Below are 17,985 nucleotides of genomic sequence, written 5' to 3'. Positions count from 1 at the left end.
TGTTGTTGTTGTTGTTGTTGCTGTTGCTGTTGCTGGTGTCGTAGCTGGTGTTGCTACTGGTTTTGCCGCTGTGTTGGTTGTTGCTTTTTGCTCCGTGCTTGCAAATGGATTGCTAACAGTCGCTTGTTGCGAATCATTTGTTTTATCGCTATCCGCCTTCGCAACTCCTACGGATGTTAACATGACAGCTGCCAGCGTCAGAGCCATCCAGCCTTTTTTCGAATATGGGTAATTCATGAATTGTCACTCCTTTATTGGTCAAAAAAATTCTTTGCTTTATATCCTCTTCCACTATAGCACATGTTCCGGAAATTGTTCATTCATTTAAGCATTTTCCACAATTTCTACACCGTTGCCATCGCATTGGTTTTTTGGCTATCCTTATAGCATGAGGTGATTGCATGTTAGATCAATATAAAACCGTAGCCGGTTACGGCGAAGACGAGATCGTCATCGAACGTTCCCGGTTCATCGGGTATGCACAGCGGGCGACAACGGAAGAGGAAGCCGTCGCCTTCATCAACATGATCAAAAAGAAGCACTGGGACGCGACGCACAATTGCTCTGCGTTCGTGATCGGCGAAAACGATCAGATCCAACGGTCAAGCGACGATGGTGAGCCAAGCGGTACGGCAGGCAAGCCGATCCTCGAATGCATCAAAAAGAACGGCCTAAAGGACACGGTCGTCGTCGTCACTCGTTATTTTGGCGGAATCAAGCTGGGCGCCGGCGGCCTTGTCCGCGCTTATACAGCGGGAACCGTCACCGGCTTGCAAGCGGCAGGCATCGTCGCCCACCTCCTTCATCAAGAAATATCGGTCACTGTCGATTATCACTGGTGGGGAAAAGTCGAAAATGAATTGCGTCTTCTGAACAGCCGGGTGGCCGATACTATTTATACGGATAAAGTCACGGTTTTGATTCACGTGCTGCATGGTGAAGAGGATGCATTCGTTTTGCGCATGACCGATCTCACCAATGGACAAGCCGAAATCAGCCGTGGCGAGAAGCTGTATATCGAGGTGCCGATCGATGCCGTAGGCGATACCGATACAGAAGATTAAATGAACCTTCCAGAATTATCTCTTCTATATAATATAGAAGAAACACAAATCCCTTTTCCTCAAGAGCTTGTCCTCTTGGAGAAAAGGGATTCGTGTTTTAGTGGCTTCGACGGCCAGCGTATTTCAATTTGATACGGCGGAACGTATTGATGACCGGGCGGTGTTTGCGGCTGACCAACCCAACAATCTCCGTCGCCATATGGATGATGAAGAGCAGCAGCGCCATAATAATGATGGAAATCCACAATGCTGCTTTGGTCAATACGATCGCAGTTGTCCCAAAAAAGATGCTGATTGCGTAAATCACCAGGACGCTTGCGCGATGGGACAGGCCCATCTTGAGCAGACAGTGATGCAAATGTCCTTTGTCCGGTGCGGAAATCGGCTTTTTGTTGACGATTCTGCGCACGATCGCAAAGAACGTATCCCACAATGGAACACCCAACACGACAATCGGGATGATGAAGGAAACAAACAGCGCTTCCTTAAAGCCCATGATCGACAATGCCGCCAGGTTGAATCCGAGGAACAAGGAACCAGTATCGCCCATGAAGATGCGGGCCGGATGGAAGTTGAAGAACAAAAATCCGAGAATCGCACCCAAGAGCACGAAACAGTATGTGGCAACAACCGGGTCTGGCTGTTCTTTGATCAATGCCATCACAGCCATCGTCGCTGTCGCGATTGCAGAAACCCCGGCGGACAAGCCATCCAATCCGTCAATCAGGTTCACCGCATTGGTCACCCCGACGATCCAAAGCATCGTGATCGGGATCGCGAGCAAAATCATCCATCCGCTAGAAAAGTCGATGGTCGCTTCGCCGAACGGAAGATTGACGACACCGATCTTGAGGCCGAACGGAATTACGACAATGATCGTGCCGATCAGCTGACCAAGCATCTTGAGCTTGGGAGACAGCTGGTATTTATCATCGAGCATCCCGACGATCAGGATGACGGAGCCGCCGATGAAGATGCCGATCATCTCCTTGGTCGGCGGAACAAACAGAAAGAATGCAACCACATACCCCAGGTAAATCCCCAGGCCTCCCATACGTGGCATAATCCGTGTATGCACCTTACGTTGGTCAGGCGCGTCCACGGCTCCGATTTTGACAGCAAACTTCTTCACATAGGGTGTAGCCAGTAAAGCGACAAGCAGCGAGGTCAAGAGTCCGAAGACATAGCTAGACATCGTAAAAGATCTCCTCTCTCATTTGAGAAAAACTTCTTTTCTTTACGCACACGTCAAATCCTTATCTCAACCTAAAAATTATCGTTTTCCCCATTTTTCTATCAGAACCGCGCCGACAAAACGCGGAATTGCCAGCTGTCGTTTCCAGCGAGATGGCTGCCTGAGCAAACGGTACAGCCATTCGAGGTGAAGCTTTTGCCACAAGACAGGTGCGCGTTTGACCGTACCTGCCAATACATCAAAAACGCCGCCGATTCCGATGACGATTGGCGTATTTAGCTGGGACCAATGCTTCGCAATCCAGAACTCCTGTCTGGGTACGCCCATTGCTACAAATAGTAAGTCTGGCGATGCTGCGTTGATTTCGTTTATCAAAAGCTGTTCTTCGTCCGCGGAAAAATATCCGTCGCGACGACCCACGATTTTGGCCCCTGGGAAGTCTTTCTCCAATCGGGCTGCCGCCATTCGGTTAACATCGGGTGAAGCGCCGAGCAAAAAGACTTTCCAGCCTTGTGTATTGGCCTCCTGCATGAGTGCATCCACCAGCTCAACGCCAGTGACCCGTTCGTGCAAAGGCTTATCAAGCATTTTGGCTGCGTAGACGATTCCGATGCCATCCGGCACAACATAAGCTTGGTCCAAAATCGATTGAAAACCAGCATTTTCTTTGGCGATCATGACCACTTCAGGGTTTGCGGTGACGACATGCGTCCGCTGTCCAGCCTCTGCCCGGGCAACGAGATCGGAAACGGTCGCGTTGAATCCGAGGGTGGAGAAGGACACCCCAAGTATTTTGGCCTCTTTCATGACGAATTGCCTCCAGCCAGTTATCTCGTTTGACGTGAATGTTACAGAAAAGTTACATCTACGCCATTCTACTCGAATTTTGTTGATAGTACAAGCTTATTCAGGTGCTTTCCCTACTTTTGGGAGAGCGCGAAAATTAAGCCACCCTCCGCAACAACCTTGCCGTTTACGGTTGCGGTGCCGTGCCCTTTACCGATCGTGCCGCGCAATCTGGTCAGCTCCACGGTCAGCTCGAGGGTGTCTCCGGGCTTCACTTGATCCTTGAAGCGGAATTCGTCGATTCCTGCAAAAAACGCCAGCTTTCCTTTGTTTTCTTCCATGCTGAGTACAGCCACGGCCCCTACTTGCGCCAAAGCTTCGACAATGAGGACGCCCGGCATGACCGGGTAGCCTGGAAAATGGCCTTGGAAGTACGGCTCATTGATCGTCACGTTTTTGCGGCCGACTGCGCGCTTTCCGCTTTCCAGCTCGAAAATTTGGTCTACGAGCAGAAATGGATAACGGTGCGGGATGATTTCTTGAATTTGATTGATATCGAGAAGCGGTTTGTTTTCCATGCGTTTGTTGTTCTCCTTTATTGGTGCGTGCTATTTTTGTTGTTTAAGATGCGATATTTGCCGATATAGAGCGCGCTGGTCACGAATGAGAAGACCATCACCGCCCAGAGAATTTCTTCAGCGTAGACGTACCGATACATCAGCAGCGGAAAGGTCACATAAAACAGAACCGTGGTCACTTTGCCAAACGCATTGGCAGGGACGGTTTTTTTTCCGCGAAAATGAAAGATGGCTGATGCTACAATCATGCCCAGATCACGGGCAAAGAAAAACAGGGCGGTCCATACACTAATCCGCTCTGTTAGAAACAAGGAACAGACAACAGCGAGCATCATTAATTTGTCCGCCAAGGGGTCCATCATGGTGCCGAAGGAGGTTATCTGGTTGTATGTACGTGCGATGTAGCCATCAATGATATCGGTCAAGCCCGCCAAGATCAAAATTGCCAATGCTATCCCCACATGGAATGGACCTGATGAGAAAAACACCAGCAGGTAGACAGGGATGAGCAAAATACGAAAAAAGGTAAGCAGATTCGGAATGTTCACCAATTACCCCTCCGCAAGAGTCTCCCCTCAGTTGTGCAGATTTTGGATGTGGGCTCTCTTTCTATATAATATGCCAACATTATAACGCTACAGACGTGGGGTCGGCAATTAAAACAGAAATCCCCCCTTTTGGGGGGGAGCCTGTCAAGACGTATACTTGATTACGATGTTGCGCATTTCGGATACCGATGGATTGCTTGTGGAGGTTGCGATGATATTGAATTGACCCGCCAATGCCCCCGAATGTACCGTCAAAACTCCATTTTGAAATTCAACGCCGTCCGGCAATGTTGACAAGGGATCCATCCATTCTATTGACCATGCCACCGTTTCACTTGGCATCTCATGCTCATCTTGGTCAACCAACCGCGCTGTGAATGTCACAGTCACATCATCAGAAATCGGCACGTAAATCCCATTCGTCGTCGACTGGGATTCATCGATATAAATGGCACTGACCACTGGATTAGATGGCTCCTCCATCGGTGTCCCTGCTACGGCTTCTGATCGAGCTGTGCTCGTTCCATCGTTGCTTACCGCATAAACCATATAGTAATACGATGTTCCGATTTGGAGGTTCGTGTCTTCCCAATCGAGCGTGTCAAAGCTGTTAATCGTGGCTATCTTTGTCGCATCAGTTATCCCATCCGGATTGATGGAACGGTATATTTGATAGCGGGCAAACTCAGACTGCGGCATGGAAGTTTGCGACCAGGATACATGGTTGATTCCTTTATTGATTCCTTCATTATTCTCAGTACGTGGTTCTACCGAAATACCATTGATCGAGGCATATAGCGGTAGAGGGGTGCTTCCTACTCCTTCCCGTGTCACTTTGAAAGTAAATGGATAACTCCCATCAGTAATCGTAAATTGGTTATCCACACTCGCTTGGTAAGTATGGCTTCCTACCGGGTTACTGTCAGCGTCAAACACACTAAGTTGATCTCCATCTTCCATGCCCGTTACGATTACCTTCCAGTCGCCATCTCTTCTTAGCTCTACATTCTCCCGCGAAAGTTCCGGGGCATCTGGTACGGGAATGATGATACCGGTCACTTGAATCGTGTCTGGATTCGGTATCTGCGAATTATAATCCGTCAGTACACCTGACTCGATTCGAATCGCGTTGTTTGTACCGGACAATATTTGCCCAAAGTTGATCACCAATTCCTTTTTGTTGTCTGGATTGATGAATACGGAACCAAGGGACGAAATCGGCTGGTATGGTTCGCCATCATGTGAAAAGCTGATCGTTGATCCCATATTCACATCACCGTTTTGTTCAATCCAGCGAGTGAACGTCAAAATCAAGCGCTTATCTGCGGGTTCCCACCTATAAGGGTTGACCGAATCCAAGCTTGGCGCGTCTCCTCCATTATCAGGTTCGATCATAGAATCTACACTCACGCTAATCGTCTTCCCTGGCGCCTGAGCGGATACCTTGAGAACTTCATTCTCCTGCAACGGCGGAAACGGCTCTTCCCATCGAGTAAGCTGAAGCCCAAAATCACCAGCTTCGTCTGCGTAACCGACTGTAAGAATTCTTTCTCCCCGATTCAGTTGGATGCGCGACCATGGCTCGGCAGTACCATTCATTGAAAAATCGGTCACCGTCATTCCTTTGGTCACAACCGGTGAATCGGAACCCTGACCGCCAGTCAACAATTTGACTGTCCGCAGGCTCGGACTTTTACCTAATTCTTGCATTTCAACATAAATCATTGTTTTGTTTGCCAAATCGTTCGACGTAAAGGTAAGCGGCTGTCCGTCTGCTTGCTGAACGGACCCACCGATCGAATCCTCACTATCTACGGTATCGTAAACCCGGATGATTGCACTCATCGGCACATTCAACACCGAAATTGTATCTCCATTAACCTGGATATCATGCACGTAAGGGGCAATGGTGTTGTCTTCACTGACTCCGAATACGGCAGGACTACTCTCCAGTTTCCCAGGTGTTTGAACCGTAATATATAGTGGTTTTACACCCTCATCCATATATGAAAAGTCATGACGGAGAAGGCCAATGTGAATTCCGTACTCCTCATATCCCTTACCGCTTCCGAGCAGCTGCCCATTCTGGTTATACACTCTTACCGTATCCCCTGGCATGATCTGATGATTTTCATTATTAATCAAATATGCCTTGTCATCGTAAGAGAGCCGGAAAGTGCTTGGATCGGGCGGCTCGTTAGCGAGAGGAGGCTCCGTGCTGACATCAGCGAAAGACACGCTAGCTCCTTCTTCGCTGCGCTCATACCCGTATATCGAAAAAATGCCTACTTTTGTAATTCCGCTCGGTATCGCCGTATGTCCTCCAAGGGTAAAGGCGTAATGCGCCTGGCCCACTTGATTGACAGACCCGATTTTCCACACAGGCGAGCCGTCCGCTGCTACAAAATAGACGTCATAAGCGGTTATGCCTGACTCCGGTTCGGCAGCATCCCATGTTATCGTTCCGGCAATCTCAGATGGGTGTGCATTCTCATCGCTAAACTGAACATTTTTTGCTAGCGCCTCCGTCCCCTGTCCATTGTTGATCTCATTTTCGGTTGCTACCAGTAACAAATCTTCAGATGTTCCGTCAATGTCATTTGCCTTGTATCTGACGTAGAAGGTATCGTTTACTGCTGCTGGTATATTGTCTACCAGATCACCAGTGATGGCCTGGTACGCTGCAGAACCAGACTTTCGCCATTCCATTGAGTTGTCGACACCGATCAGCTTGGTTGTTCCGGGATTGGTCCCTGGACTCAATTCGACATAGTCCGGATGATACGGGTAATAGGCTTGAGCATTGGAGCTGGAAATCAAATTTCCGCTCCCATCTTTCACTCCGGATACCTCGAGTCTGAGCGATGCGACAGATTCAGAATTCATCCCCGAAAAAACGAGGGTGATTTCTTTTTTATCTGCAGAAAGCTCAATAGGCAAACCAGCATTGTTGGTCCCACTTGAACTGTACATGACATAGTTAAAATTATTTGTAGCGGTCTGTGGATCGACAGGATGATTAAATCGCACCTTGACATGCGTGCCATCGATCTTGACGAGCTGTCTGCTCATCTTGAACGGACCACCCACCGGCGGCTGTGGCACAACCACATCACTCACCGTCACTCCTGCCTGCGCTTTCTGCTCTTGATAGCTGGCAGTCACCTTCGCATTCCCTGCTTTTACGCCGGTCACGATCCCGGAGTTGACTTGTGCCACCCCTGCATCCGATGTGCTCCACTCAACCTGGGAGGTTACGTCCGCCGTCTTGTTGTCCGCATAAGTCGCGGTCACCGTGAAGCTGGCCGTCTGTCCGACATTGATGCTGGTTTGCGGCGGCGTAATCACGAGTGCAGTCACTCCCGGCTTCACGTTCACTTGCGCGGTCGCCTGGTACTGGTCGATCGTCGCGGTCACCGTTGTGGTTCCCTGCTTGACGCCCGTTACCGTAGGTCCGGAAATCGACGCGACACTTGGGTCTGCAATGGTCCATGCAGCCAAATCGGTGACATCCTGCGTTTTTCCATCCAGAAGCTTTGCCATTGCACGGAAAGAGAACGTTTTCCCTACACTGACATTGGCTTGGCTCGGCACAATCTTCAACTCTTTGATGTTGCTTTGGATCGCGTAGGTATGCGATGCCTTTTTGCCTTCAAACGCAGCTGTCACTGTGACGTTCCCCGCTTTTTTGGCGGTGAACTCTCCTGTTTTTGTAATGACGGCAAGGTCATTAGGCGTTGCGCTCCAAACAGCCTTTTCCGTGACGTCTGCAACTGTCTTGTCGGTCAGCTTGGCGATTGCTTTGAATGGAACCTTTTGTCCTACATAAAGCGGCTCGCTTTGTGAGCCCAGCTCCAGTTCGACCACTTTCGGCAATCCCAGTGTGCCGCGTCCTTCTTCATGCTTGCTGACGATTTTGAACGTAACGTCTCCTACTACAGACGGCGGCAGCTGGAAGCGCAGCTCTGTCTCACTGACGACAGTGAGCTGGCTACCGGAAAGCTGGTATACAACCTGTCCCGCTGCATTCAACACGCTGATCGTGGTTTCGTTTTGCTTGAAATGCGCGTCTTTACCGTTGACAGTGATGGATCGTCCGGCATCTGTCGTCTCTACCAGCACCGCATCAACTTTGACCACGCGGAGCGGCACGGTAAATGAAGGGAACGTATACGTTTTGCCGTTGATCTTCAACGTAACCGCGTATGTGCCTTCTGTCGTATTTTCTGGAACCGTGAAGTTTATAGTGTTATTGCTAACGACCTGGAAGTTTACTAGCGGAATGCTTTGCTTCTCTTTTACCTGAATGCTTTGCTTGGCATTGTCATTGCCGCCTTCCATGGACAAAGTGATCCCGCTTGACGATAAGGAGAGATTGCGCCCGTGTATGGTCCCGATCCGCTTGAAGGATGAGTCTGTCGTCACGTTCACGCTCTCAATCCGGGACGGACCGCCCAGAAACGATACTTGGTAGCTGTACGGTTTGCCGTCATAAAGGAATTCCAGCTTGTATCGGCCATCGTCCGGCGTGCTCACTTCAAAATTCATCTCTGTATCCGATTTGGTATTGACCGCACCAACCGAGAACGGCACATCGCCCCATTGCTTTTCATCAATATTTACGATGAGCGGTTTGGTTTTGAATGCCGTGTTCGTTCCTTTTACCGTCACTCGGCTGTTACTGCCATCTCCGATCGGCGCTGCCGTTACGGTATCAATAACGGATTGGGAGCTGCCACCACCGCCGCCTCCGCCAGAGCCGCCACCACCGCCACTGCTACCTCCGCTGCCTCCGCCTCCACTACTATTGCCTGGAGTCGGAGTAGTGGGAGAACCGCCATTGCCGCTAGGCGAACCTGGCAAGGTTGGATTTTGGTCAGGCAATGTTGGTGACTGGTGATCGTCACTCGGCTTCTTTTTGCCTGAGGAGATCGTATCCACCGGATTCGGATTCGTCGGACTGTTCAGGTTGTCGGCAATCTGCTTCGCAACCTCTTGTACGACTTGGGAAAAGTCTGATGGTACTTGAATCGTCGGGTCTTTTTCCTTGGCCGCAGCCACAAATTCGGCTGCCTGCTGCAAAAACTCATTGGACATCCCTTTGCCCGGTTTCACAAGCTCAGGGTTTTTGTACGCTTCATACACAGCATGAATGATGTCCTCTGTCGCGACGTGAAGCACCTGGCTATCCATCGCATCTACTAATGTTTTAATATTGATGAGACCGCCATCGAGCCTACCTGCCCCCGAAGCTTCTCCCCACTCATTCGACTTGACCAGCGCGGCCTCCGCTTGCGAGCCCTTCCCCGAAAGCGAAACGACCCCCTCTGTCACAAAAAGGCTGTTCCCAGTGACCAAAAGCATTGTTCCCCGTATGCCCATGACTGCGGTCGGTGTTTCATATTTGAACGAGTCATTGCTATTCGACAAGCTTTGCAGCTTGGACCAGACTTGACCTGACACGACTTTGACCGCCGTCTGGTTGCCGCCCTGCGCATTTTTGACCAAATCGCTGATCATACTCTGCGTATTGCTGCCGACAACCAGCTTGCTGCCATCGTCGAGATCGAGCTGTGCACTGCTGTTTTTCCCTGTTGTAATCTGGTCACCACGTGTTAGCGCCATGTTGTTAAAAGCTTTGAACGGTTTCGCACCGCCTGCCTTTTTTACTTGGACATCCCCTACAATGTGTGACAGCTTGGCTACACGCTCCAGCTTCTCAGCAGCAAACGATGGCAAGACGGAGCCTGCCACTACGATGAAAAGCAGCAAGCACATCATGTATCGCTGAATCGTAACCCCCAACGCTATTCACTCCCTTACTCGATTTGTGTTGTTCTACAGATAAGAATTTATAAAATTCTTATCCAGTATAAGTGCAACCGCGGCTCCGCCAAAAGCTTGGCGCAGCCAGGTTTTCTAATCGACTATGACAAGTAAATCGCCCATGCAATGAGCAAAAAGTGAAAGATCTGGTCAGCCATGATGCTGAGCCAGCTGCTCTCCGGCGCCATCATGATCTTGCGCACCCACCATGCGACAAATGTCCGCCGATCCAAAATAACATGGCCGAAAAAAATGACGGCGAGCGCTGGCCACGATAGCGGCTGCTTGGCCCAGATAAGATTCGCCGCAACGTACAACACCAATGTGTACACGGCGGAATGGACAAGCAGCGCGGCCCAGTTCTTCGCTTTATTCATCGCCATCCAAGACGTTTGAAACAAATAATCTCCAACAAAATGGGCCACCAGCAGCACTTCAAACAGTGTCATCTTTCAGCCTCCTCTACTTCACAGGTGAAGTCAGATCAACCAGTCTGTACATAGGGCTCCACGCGACCTGTACGCCAAGCAAATTCCCTAGCTCCCGGACAGGCACCATCGTGCTGCCATTGATGACGATTGCTGCGCGTAAATCTAGCTGCTTTGCCCCTCTTCGGTTGGTGAGGGTCACCTGTTTGGAAGCAGCCTGGTAGGTGACCGTAAAGCCAAGAGCTTCTGCCAGCTCTCGCAACGGCGCATAGGTGGCGCCTTGGCGAATGATCGCCTTTGTTTTCAACTGAAGCGCTTTTCCGTTGTATACGAACCGAACATCCGCAGGCTGCGTTCGTTCCGGAAGAGCGATTCTATCAATTGAACGGATCGTGCGATTCCAACGGTCTGCGACCCATAGTGCCCCTTTGCCATCAACGGCTATGTCTGTCGGGCCGTCCAATTGAGCCTCTACTCCCCAGCCGTCGCCGTAACCGTGCAAATCTCCGCCCACTACCGTGCTCACGGTACCATCAGACGACAATAAACGCACCGCATTATTCAGCGTATCGGCGATGTAGAGTCCGCCATCTGGGGCAAACGTCAGCCCTGTCGGGGCATAAAAACGCGCGTCGCCCGCCTGCCCATCGGCGTATCCGCCTTTTATGTAACGGTTTTCCACCCGCTCCTCACCGCCGCCCGCTACCGTCTTTACGGTACTTGTGGTCGTCAGCTCTCTGATCCGTTGGTTGCCTGTATCGGCAATGAACAAGTTGCCGTTCGGATCAAGCGCGACCGAAGACGGCTCATTAAATCGAGCTTCTGCCGCCGTTCCGTCATGCAGGCCACCGATCAGCCAGCCATCGGCGTCTTTTTCCGTTCCGCCGCCCGCCACCGTCGTTACGGCTCCGTCTGTAGCGATTTTACGGATCCGATGATTGAGTGTATCAGCGACATACAGCGATCCGTCCGATGCAATTGCCACATCCGAAGGGTCATGGAATTGGGCTTCTGCAGCTCGTCCGTCTTTATACCCCGCTTCACCAGAGCCAGCCACTGTTTTCATTTCCCCAGCAGGCGTCACGCGTACGATGCGGTGATGTCCGCTATCGGCGATATAGAGCGTACCATCCGATGCCACGGCCATGCCTTTTGGCTCAAGCAGTGACTGAGCTACGATTGTCGCTTCCTGTTCGTCCGACGTGTGGAAAGCCTTGATCAAACCCGTGTCCAATTCACTGACATAGAGCGTCTTGCCAGCGATCGCCGTTCCATACATGCTTCCTTGCGGGATAAACGCCGTTTCCACGCGGGCGACTGTTTCTGCAAAGGCTCCTGTAGCTGGCGCGATCAGGGCAGCCGTCACAAGTCCGAGTAACACTGTTTTTTTCGATGCAATTCGCATGATGCTGCAACCCCCCTGTTATTTTTCTTTCTCTCCCATGACCTGGTAGACCGCGACAGGTTTTTCTTTCCCTTTTACCTTGATCTCGCCGAGCGGTTCGATCTCGAACAGCTCCTTTACCAAATCGTAGGTGGACTGGCTGATGAGAACCTGGCCAGGCTTGGCATTTGACTCCAATCGCGCCGCCATGTTGACGGTATCACCGATCGCTGTGTAGTCGAGCCGGTTTTTGGCGCCAATGTTCCCGATTACCGCATCCCCTGAATTTAATCCGATGCCAAAAGACACTGAGTATCCATACTTTTCGGTCAATCGTTCCGCTAAAGCGGCCGATCCTTTTTTCATTTGCAGCGCAGCGCGCACGGCCCGCACTGGATGGTCGTCGAGCGGAATCGGTGCACCGAAGATCGCCATGACCCCGTCTCCGATGAATTTATCCAATGTACCCTCATAGGCAAAAACCGCCTGTGTGCATAAATCGAGATATTCATTCAGCACCTGGATGACTTCTTCTGGTTCAATCCGCTCCGACAGCGGGGTGAAGCCGCGAATATCTACGAACATCAGCGTCACATTTTTGCGCGTACCCCCGAGGTTTTGCGCTTCCTGCGAGCTCAAGATCTCGTCCACCACCTGTTGGGAGACGTAGCGGCTGAACAGGGATGTCACCCGGCTTCTTTCCTTGCGTTCTGCCAAGTATCTGTTCACGATTGAAATGACATAGGAAATGATAATGGCCAATATCGGATACGTGAACGGCAGCAGCAAATTGAGCAAAACGTTAGCCAGAATGGCGATAACGGCATAACCGATAAAGAAGACGAGGAAGAGGACAAAGGCAAGCAACGGTTTCACTCGGCGCGTAAGCAAATACGTCAGGAGCGAAAGGATAAACAACAAGGCCCATCCGATCCATTCCGAGCTACCGGAAATGGTTTGGTAATAACGGCTGTCTTGAAGGCTCTGCACCATGTTGGCGTGAATTTCGACACCATACATTTTCGTCGCATTGCTGGTCGGCGTCAGGTATTGGTCACCCAATCCGACGGAATATGGGCCAATCAGGACGATCGCGTCTTTGAACGCACCTTCCATTGTTTCCGGATCCATATTCAGCGCATCAAAATACGGAATCATCGTATAGCCGCCCGGAGGCTGTGCAAAAGCGAAGTACAGCTGGTTTTTTTGATTGGTAAAGAGCGTATTGGCTCCTTGTTTCCATCTGCCGCTTTCAAACGTGATCTGTTTATTTGGCGGTAGCAAGTAGTTGGCCAGACGAACGCTGAGCGCCGACAGCATTTTGCCGTCCTGCGTCGGCACGCCGAGCAGAATTTGTCGCACGATGTCGCCGCGATCCGCAAAGACGTTGATGTGCGCCTGCTGCTGTTCACCTACGTCGTACACCGGCTTCAGCAGCTTGTCGTACTTGAGCGATCTCTCGTCTTCCTGTTTGTTGGGGAAGATGAATGTATTTGCCATGACCACATTTGGCGATTGCTTCAGCACGTCCTGCATCGCTGCATCGTCAGCCGGGTCTTGGGAAGGCTCGGATAGAATCAAATCGAGGCCGATCGCCTTCGCCCCCGCCTGCTCGATCCGTTTGATCAGCTCGGCATGAATGGAGCGGGGCCACGGCCACTGCCCGAGATTGCTCAGACTGTCATCGTCAATCCCTACGATGACGATTCGGCTGTCGACAGTTCGGATTTCCTTTGTCATCCGATCGACGAAATTGACTTCCACGTTGTAGAGGGCATCATTATGATACAGCCAGCCCACGACAAGCGTAATCAGCAATGCGATCAGCACTGCTCTTGTTTGCTTTACCATGAAGCACTCCTTTATTATGACATCGTATCGATGGCCTGACGGTAATCAGGCATGTCCTAAAAACCGGCGGTCATTTGGGGCGGAATTTTCCCTAAAGCAGCCGCGCTTCTCGAAACAAATCGGAGCCCGCCCGCAGCGATATCATCGATACAGACTTGAGCGTTCCCAGTTTGAATCGCATTATTTTTAATCCAAATAATCTCCATATTCGCACAAAATGGTCGTTTCGACTCCAAACGATAAAACCCGCGTTTATTCTTCATATCCACCTCGATACAAGCATCATTTTACTTGGAAATTCATGCAGAATCCCTCTCTATTATTGCGTATTTTTCGGCCTGAATCTGTGTTTTGCGTAACAAAAGAGGTGCTTCCCCTTGTGAAATAATTTGATTCTTCCTATTATTAGTAAGAGAAAGATGTTCTTGGGAAAGGATGAAGGATGTTGTCTACGTCGCACTTTTTAAAAGAAGTGCCGTTTTTTTGCGACTTTTCTTTCGACGAACTGGCGCAGGTTAGAAAGCTGTTCATCGAGCGCCGCTACAAAAAAGGTGCACCAATTTTTTTCGAAGGCGATACTGGCGAAGAATTGTTTATCGTAAAAAGTGGCTTGGTGAAGATTTTCCGATTTGACCGGTCGCGCGAAGTCATTTTGGCCCTTTTCCGTGATGGCGATTATTTTGGTGAGATGGCGGTTCTGCAAACAAACCAGGTTCGTTCCGCCAGTGCGCAAGCGTTGGAGTCGACAGTTCTGTACGCGATGAAACGCAAAGATTTTCAAACTCTGCTCGCAAATACCCCCAAGCTGACTCTCAACTTGGTCGACAGCCTGATGGACCGTCTGCGCCGGGCCAATGAGCAGATTGAGGATTTGACCTTCCTTGATGCCAGATCCCGGATCATCAAAACGTTGCTTATGCTCGGCAACGGCCATGGTGTTTCTCAAGAGAATGGATTGTTGATCAACATGAAGCTAACGCACCAGCAAATCGCTGATATGGTGGGGACTGTTCGTGAGACGGTGACTAAGGTCCTTTTGGAGCTACAAGACAAGTTTTTGATCAGCATTGATAAAAAGTTCATTTTGCTAAAAGACAAGGGTGCTTTGGAAGCCCTGCTGTGATTGGATACATACGAAATTAGAAAAAACCCTCAGATACGCTTCTCTGAGGGTTTTTTTGTTTACGTGCCCGAGAAGATCAGGTCATACATATGCTTGTACGTGCTGATCTGAAACACTTCCGAGGCAGGAAGTTTTCCGAGAACACTGTATCCGATGACCAGCCCAATCATCAGTGAAAAGAAGAGCAGGAACGGAACGATCAGGAGCTTGGCAGCCACCCGTCCCCATCCGTTTACACGCCTCGGCCTTTGTTGTTCTGTTTCCGGCCTTTCGCGCGGAAAGCTTCTTTCATTCACACGATTCATGGGTTGTCCTCCGTTTAGGTATTAACGACTGCGGATGGAGTTGGCAATCCCCATCATTTGATCGGAAATTTCGATGGCACGGGAATTCAGCTGGTAAGCACGCTGTGCCAAGATTACTTGCGACATCTCTTTGTTCAAATCTACATTGGACATTTCAAGAAAGCCCTGGCGCATTGTCGCATCCGAATGATTCAACACATTCCACGGACTGTCTCCATTGGGATCCTGCCAAAGAAATTCGTTCTCTCCCGCTTGCTTGAACTTGTCCGGATTATCCAGCTTGAACACCGGGATTTTTACTGCTGACAGTTCCTCACCATTGTGCAGGACTTGTCCATCCGGTCTAACCGTAATTTCCCCATCCGTCGGCAGTTCAATCGGCAAGCCTTGCTCATCCAGCAACACGTCGCCTGATGCCGTCACCAAATTGTACACCGTGTTGCTGCCCTGGTTGTCCATCGACAGATGAAAGGCGCCGTTTCGGGTTAAGCGGTACTCTTCCTGCACATTGCCTTGCGCATCCATACCCTTGTAGCGGCTCACCAAAAACATGCCTTCCCCTTCGATCATCAAATCGGTCGGGACATCAGTCTGCTTCGCGCTGCCTTGCGTCATGTCGAGTGGTGTCAGGCCCACCTTTACCCCGCTACCGATGCGCAGGCCCGCTGGTGAAGTGCGGACTTTGTCCGTCGACGGCTGGCTGTCCATCGAATCGTTCAACAGCTCGGAAAACGATGCTCCGCGCCGCTTGAACCCGACGGTGTCGATGTTTGCGATATTATTTCCGGCCGTATCCAGCGCTTGTTGGACGCCGCGCAGGGCTGCTGTCGAAATTTGCAATGATTGCATGAGAACTTACCTCCCTTCGTCTACCTGGTGTTATCCGTTGACGCGGCCGATCTCATTGACCGCCTTGTCCAATGTCGAATCAAGCGTAGACAGGACACGCTGGTTGGCTTCGTAGGAACGCAGCGCTGTCATCATTTCCGTCATCGTCTGGGCCGGATTTACATTCGCCCGCTCTACCCAGCCTTGCCGGATTGCATAAAATCCGTTCAGGGTCGGATCAGTTGAGGCATCGACCGGCGCGTTCTGCCCTTCCCAGCGGTACAAATTATTGCCTTCTCGCACCAGCTGGTTCGGATCGGTCACTACTCGCAAGCCGAGTCGTACGGGATTATTCGGGTCTGCTCCAAGCGGTTCGTATTTATCGCTGGCGTTAGGTTCTGGATTCGGCACCAGCATTTGCAGCTCGCCTGTCGAGGTGATTTTGAGGTCTTGTCCGGCGCTCACCGTGTTTCCGTTCGCATCCGTAATGCCATTGACCTGGATCGCCCGATTCTCACTATCCAGCACATAGTAACCATCCGGTGTCACCATGAAGCCTCGGTCATCAATGCTCCAGCTCCCGTTTCTCGTATAGCGGATCTGGTCAGCAGCTGCCGGCTGAGTCGTATCCGGGATTCGTGCCACACTGAAAAACATGGTCCGTTTGACCGCTTTCCCGTTCACCTGATCGGTTGGAAGGTTGTCCGTCAATGCCACATCATAAGGGCTGTCCGTTTGCGCGATATCCCCTTGCGTAAATAGAGGAAGAGCCTCTGACATATAGACACCCGTATTCAATTTGCCAATCGGTACAGGTTGTCCTGTCATGGAAGGCATGCCATCCACAGTCGGCCCATTTTGATCATTGATTCTTGCGAGCAGCTGTTCAGGGAATGAGCGGATCACGCCCGCATCTTCCTTGTACCCTGGCGTGTTGATATTGGCCAGATTGTTGGAAAGCGCTTCTTGGCGGCGCTGCATCGCCAGCATTCCGGAGGCTGCCGTATACAAACCTCGAATCACGTAAAACCCCTCCTGTTTCTATCCAAACAGTTTGTTCTTGCGCTGAACAGGGGCCTTGTCCAAATAGTCAAGCATCAGGCCTGTCCCTTTGGCAACGCACATCATCGGGTCATCCGCTACCAGTACCGGTACCTTCAATTCGTCGGCGAGCAATTGGTCCAACCCGTGGATCAGCGCGCCTCCTCCCGTGAGGAAAACCCCTTTATCAATAATATCGGCAGAAAGCTCCGGAGGTGTTCGTTCTAAAACATTTTTTGAGGCTTGTACAATCGAGCTAACTGATTCAGCCAGGGCATCTTGAACTTCCTCGGAACGAATCGTGATGGTTTGCGGCAATCCGGAAACCATATCTCGTCCGCGAATGTCCATTTCGTCCTGGCGTCCACCGTAAACGGTCCCAATCTGCACTTTGATGTCCTCTGCTGTCCGTTCCCCGATCAGCAGTTTGTATTTGTTCTTGATATAGCGCATGATCGCCATATCGAATTTGTCGCCGGCAATCTTTATAGAAGAGGCGGTGACGATATCACCCATTGACAATACCGCTACGTCCGTGGTACCACCGCCTATATCGACCACCATGTTGCCGGAAGGCTGGAAAATGTCCATGCCTGCTCCTACGGCTGCTACCTTCGGTTCTTCTTCAATATATACCTCGCGAGCCCCGCCTGAGCGCTCTGCAGCTTCGCGAATCGCCTTTTGTTCGACAGATGTAATATTCGTTGGACAACAAATAAGAATGCGTGGTCTTGTGAACAAGCTTTTTCCGCCAATCTTGTTCAGAAAATGGCGCAGCATGGCTTCGGTAATTTCAAAATCCGCGATCACGCCATCACGTAGCGGGCGGATCGCAACAATGTTCCCAGGGGTGCGGCCGACCATTCTGTGTGCTTCATTACCAACAGCCAATACTTTTTTTGTCTGATTATCGATGGCAACCACCGAAGGTTCATTCAACACAATGCCTTTTCCTTTTACATAAACACACACATTGGCTGTTCCTAAATCAATCCCAATATCCTTGCTAAACATGCGAGGGCCTCCCT

At 50.6% G+C, this 17,985-nt stretch carries 14 protein-coding genes and 1 pseudogene; 2 read left to right on the top strand and 13 right to left on the bottom strand.

All coding sequences use genetic code 11. From position 1 onward, the window contains the following. Positions 1-237: pseudogene (locus EDM56_RS24775) on the bottom strand (hypothetical protein); the annotation flags it as partial. A gap of 164 nt (positions 238-401) precedes the next feature. On the opposite strand from EDM56_RS24775, the gene EDM56_RS24770 reads away from it, so the two are divergent. After that, positions 402-1,064, top strand: coding sequence for a YigZ family protein (locus EDM56_RS24770; protein ID WP_122920613.1), 663 nt, complete (start codon positions 402-404; stop codon positions 1,062-1,064). Between the two features lie 97 nt (positions 1,065-1,161). Here EDM56_RS24770 and EDM56_RS24765 read toward each other — a convergent pair whose 3' ends face one another. The 8 genes from EDM56_RS24765 to EDM56_RS24730 form a co-directional block, all read right to left on the bottom strand. Then, positions 1,162-2,259, bottom strand: a complete 1,098-nt coding sequence (locus EDM56_RS24765) for an MraY family glycosyltransferase (RefSeq protein ID WP_122920612.1) — start codon at positions 2,257-2,259, stop codon at positions 1,162-1,164. A 78-nt stretch (positions 2,260-2,337) separates the two neighbouring features. Next, the gene (locus EDM56_RS24760) at positions 2,338-3,066 is read right to left on the bottom strand and encodes a WecB/TagA/CpsF family glycosyltransferase (RefSeq protein ID WP_122920611.1); all 729 of its coding nucleotides are present in this window, start codon (positions 3,064-3,066) and stop codon (positions 2,338-2,340) included. Positions 3,067-3,179: 113 nt separating this feature from the next. Continuing rightward, positions 3,180-3,623, bottom strand: a complete 444-nt coding sequence (gene fabZ / locus EDM56_RS24755; RefSeq protein ID WP_122920610.1) for a 3-hydroxyacyl-ACP dehydratase FabZ — start codon at positions 3,621-3,623, stop codon at positions 3,180-3,182. 17 nt (positions 3,624-3,640) lie between these two features. After that, complete coding sequence (locus EDM56_RS24750) at positions 3,641-4,171, bottom strand: CDP-alcohol phosphatidyltransferase family protein (RefSeq protein ID WP_122920609.1); 531 nt, start codon at positions 4,169-4,171, stop codon at positions 3,641-3,643. A gap of 144 nt (positions 4,172-4,315) precedes the next feature. Beyond that, positions 4,316-9,976 carry an Ig-like domain-containing protein gene (locus EDM56_RS24745; RefSeq protein ID WP_122920608.1) on the bottom strand — a complete coding sequence of 1,887 codons (5,661 nt, stop codon included), beginning with the start codon at positions 9,974-9,976 and terminating at the stop codon, positions 4,316-4,318. A 122-nt stretch (positions 9,977-10,098) separates the two neighbouring features. Then, on the bottom strand, positions 10,099-10,446 hold the full coding sequence (locus EDM56_RS24740; RefSeq protein WP_122920607.1) for a DUF3307 domain-containing protein: 348 nt from the start codon (positions 10,444-10,446) through the stop codon (positions 10,099-10,101). A gap of 13 nt (positions 10,447-10,459) precedes the next feature. Further along, positions 10,460-11,830, bottom strand: coding sequence for an NHL domain-containing protein (locus tag EDM56_RS24735; RefSeq protein WP_122920606.1), 1,371 nt, complete (start codon positions 11,828-11,830; stop codon positions 10,460-10,462). Between the two features lie 18 nt (positions 11,831-11,848). Beyond that, a complete protein-coding gene (locus EDM56_RS24730; RefSeq protein WP_122920605.1) occupies positions 11,849-13,660 on the bottom strand; it encodes a CHASE2 domain-containing protein in 1,812 nt (603 codons plus the stop codon). A 442-nt stretch (positions 13,661-14,102) separates the two neighbouring features. Here EDM56_RS24730 and EDM56_RS24720 point away from each other — a divergent pair, with 442 nt between their 5' ends. Continuing rightward, positions 14,103-14,783: a Crp/Fnr family transcriptional regulator gene (locus EDM56_RS24720; RefSeq protein WP_122920603.1), complete on the top strand. Its 681-nt coding sequence runs from the start codon at positions 14,103-14,105 to the stop codon at positions 14,781-14,783. 59 nt (positions 14,784-14,842) lie between these two features. Here EDM56_RS24720 and EDM56_RS24715 read toward each other — a convergent pair whose 3' ends face one another. The 4 genes from EDM56_RS24715 to mreB are packed head-to-tail and all read right to left on the bottom strand — an operon-like array spanning position 14,843 to position 17,971. Continuing rightward, complete coding sequence (locus EDM56_RS24715) at positions 14,843-15,088, bottom strand: DNA-directed RNA polymerase subunit beta (RefSeq protein WP_122920602.1); 246 nt, start codon at positions 15,086-15,088, stop codon at positions 14,843-14,845. Between the two features lie 21 nt (positions 15,089-15,109). Further along, positions 15,110-15,937, bottom strand: a complete 828-nt coding sequence (locus EDM56_RS24710) for a flagellar hook-basal body protein (protein WP_122920601.1) — start codon at positions 15,935-15,937, stop codon at positions 15,110-15,112. A 30-nt stretch (positions 15,938-15,967) separates the two neighbouring features. Further along, complete coding sequence (locus tag EDM56_RS24705) at positions 15,968-16,939, bottom strand: flagellar hook-basal body protein (RefSeq protein ID WP_122920600.1); 972 nt, start codon at positions 16,937-16,939, stop codon at positions 15,968-15,970. Positions 16,940-16,957: 18 nt separating this feature from the next. Beyond that, on the bottom strand, positions 16,958-17,971 hold the full coding sequence (gene mreB, locus EDM56_RS24700) for a rod shape-determining protein (RefSeq protein ID WP_122920599.1): 1,014 nt from the start codon (positions 17,969-17,971) through the stop codon (positions 16,958-16,960). Positions 17,972-17,985 lie beyond the last annotated feature (14 nt).

This window comes from Brevibacillus fluminis (assembly GCF_003710825.1).
Classification (GTDB): domain Bacteria; phylum Bacillota; class Bacilli; order Brevibacillales; family Brevibacillaceae; genus Brevibacillus_D; species Brevibacillus_D fluminis.
The sequence above is the reverse complement of the archived record's forward strand: the minus strand, read 5'-3'. Positions and strand labels throughout refer to the sequence as shown.

What these genes read in the sequence shown, in the direction of transcription:
- EDM56_RS24770 (WP_122920613.1), top strand. Translation starts at nt 402, where the DNA reads ATGTTAGATCAATATAAAACCGTAGCCGGTTACGGCGAAGACGAGATC.
- EDM56_RS24765 (WP_122920612.1), bottom strand. Translation starts at nt 2,259, where the DNA reads ATGTCTAGCTATGTCTTCGGACTCTTGACCTCGCTGCTTGTCGCTTTA.
- EDM56_RS24760 (WP_122920611.1), bottom strand. Translation starts at nt 3,066, where the DNA reads ATGAAAGAGGCCAAAATACTTGGGGTGTCCTTCTCCACCCTCGGATTC.
- fabZ (WP_122920610.1), bottom strand. Translation starts at nt 3,623, where the DNA reads ATGGAAAACAAACCGCTTCTCGATATCAATCAAATTCAAGAAATCATC.
- EDM56_RS24740 (WP_122920607.1), bottom strand. Translation starts at nt 10,446, where the DNA reads ATGACACTGTTTGAAGTGCTGCTGGTGGCCCATTTTGTTGGAGATTAT.
- EDM56_RS24735 (WP_122920606.1), bottom strand. Translation starts at nt 11,830, where the DNA reads ATGCGAATTGCATCGAAAAAAACAGTGTTACTCGGACTTGTGACGGCT.
- EDM56_RS24730 (WP_122920605.1), bottom strand. Translation starts at nt 13,660, where the DNA reads ATGGTAAAGCAAACAAGAGCAGTGCTGATCGCATTGCTGATTACGCTT.
- EDM56_RS24720 (WP_122920603.1), top strand. Translation starts at nt 14,103, where the DNA reads ATGTTGTCTACGTCGCACTTTTTAAAAGAAGTGCCGTTTTTTTGCGAC.
- EDM56_RS24715 (WP_122920602.1), bottom strand. Translation starts at nt 15,088, where the DNA reads ATGAATCGTGTGAATGAAAGAAGCTTTCCGCGCGAAAGGCCGGAAACA.
- EDM56_RS24710 (WP_122920601.1), bottom strand. Translation starts at nt 15,937, where the DNA reads ATGCAATCATTGCAAATTTCGACAGCAGCCCTGCGCGGCGTCCAACAA.
- mreB (WP_122920599.1), bottom strand. Translation starts at nt 17,971, where the DNA reads ATGTTTAGCAAGGATATTGGGATTGATTTAGGAACAGCCAATGTGTGT.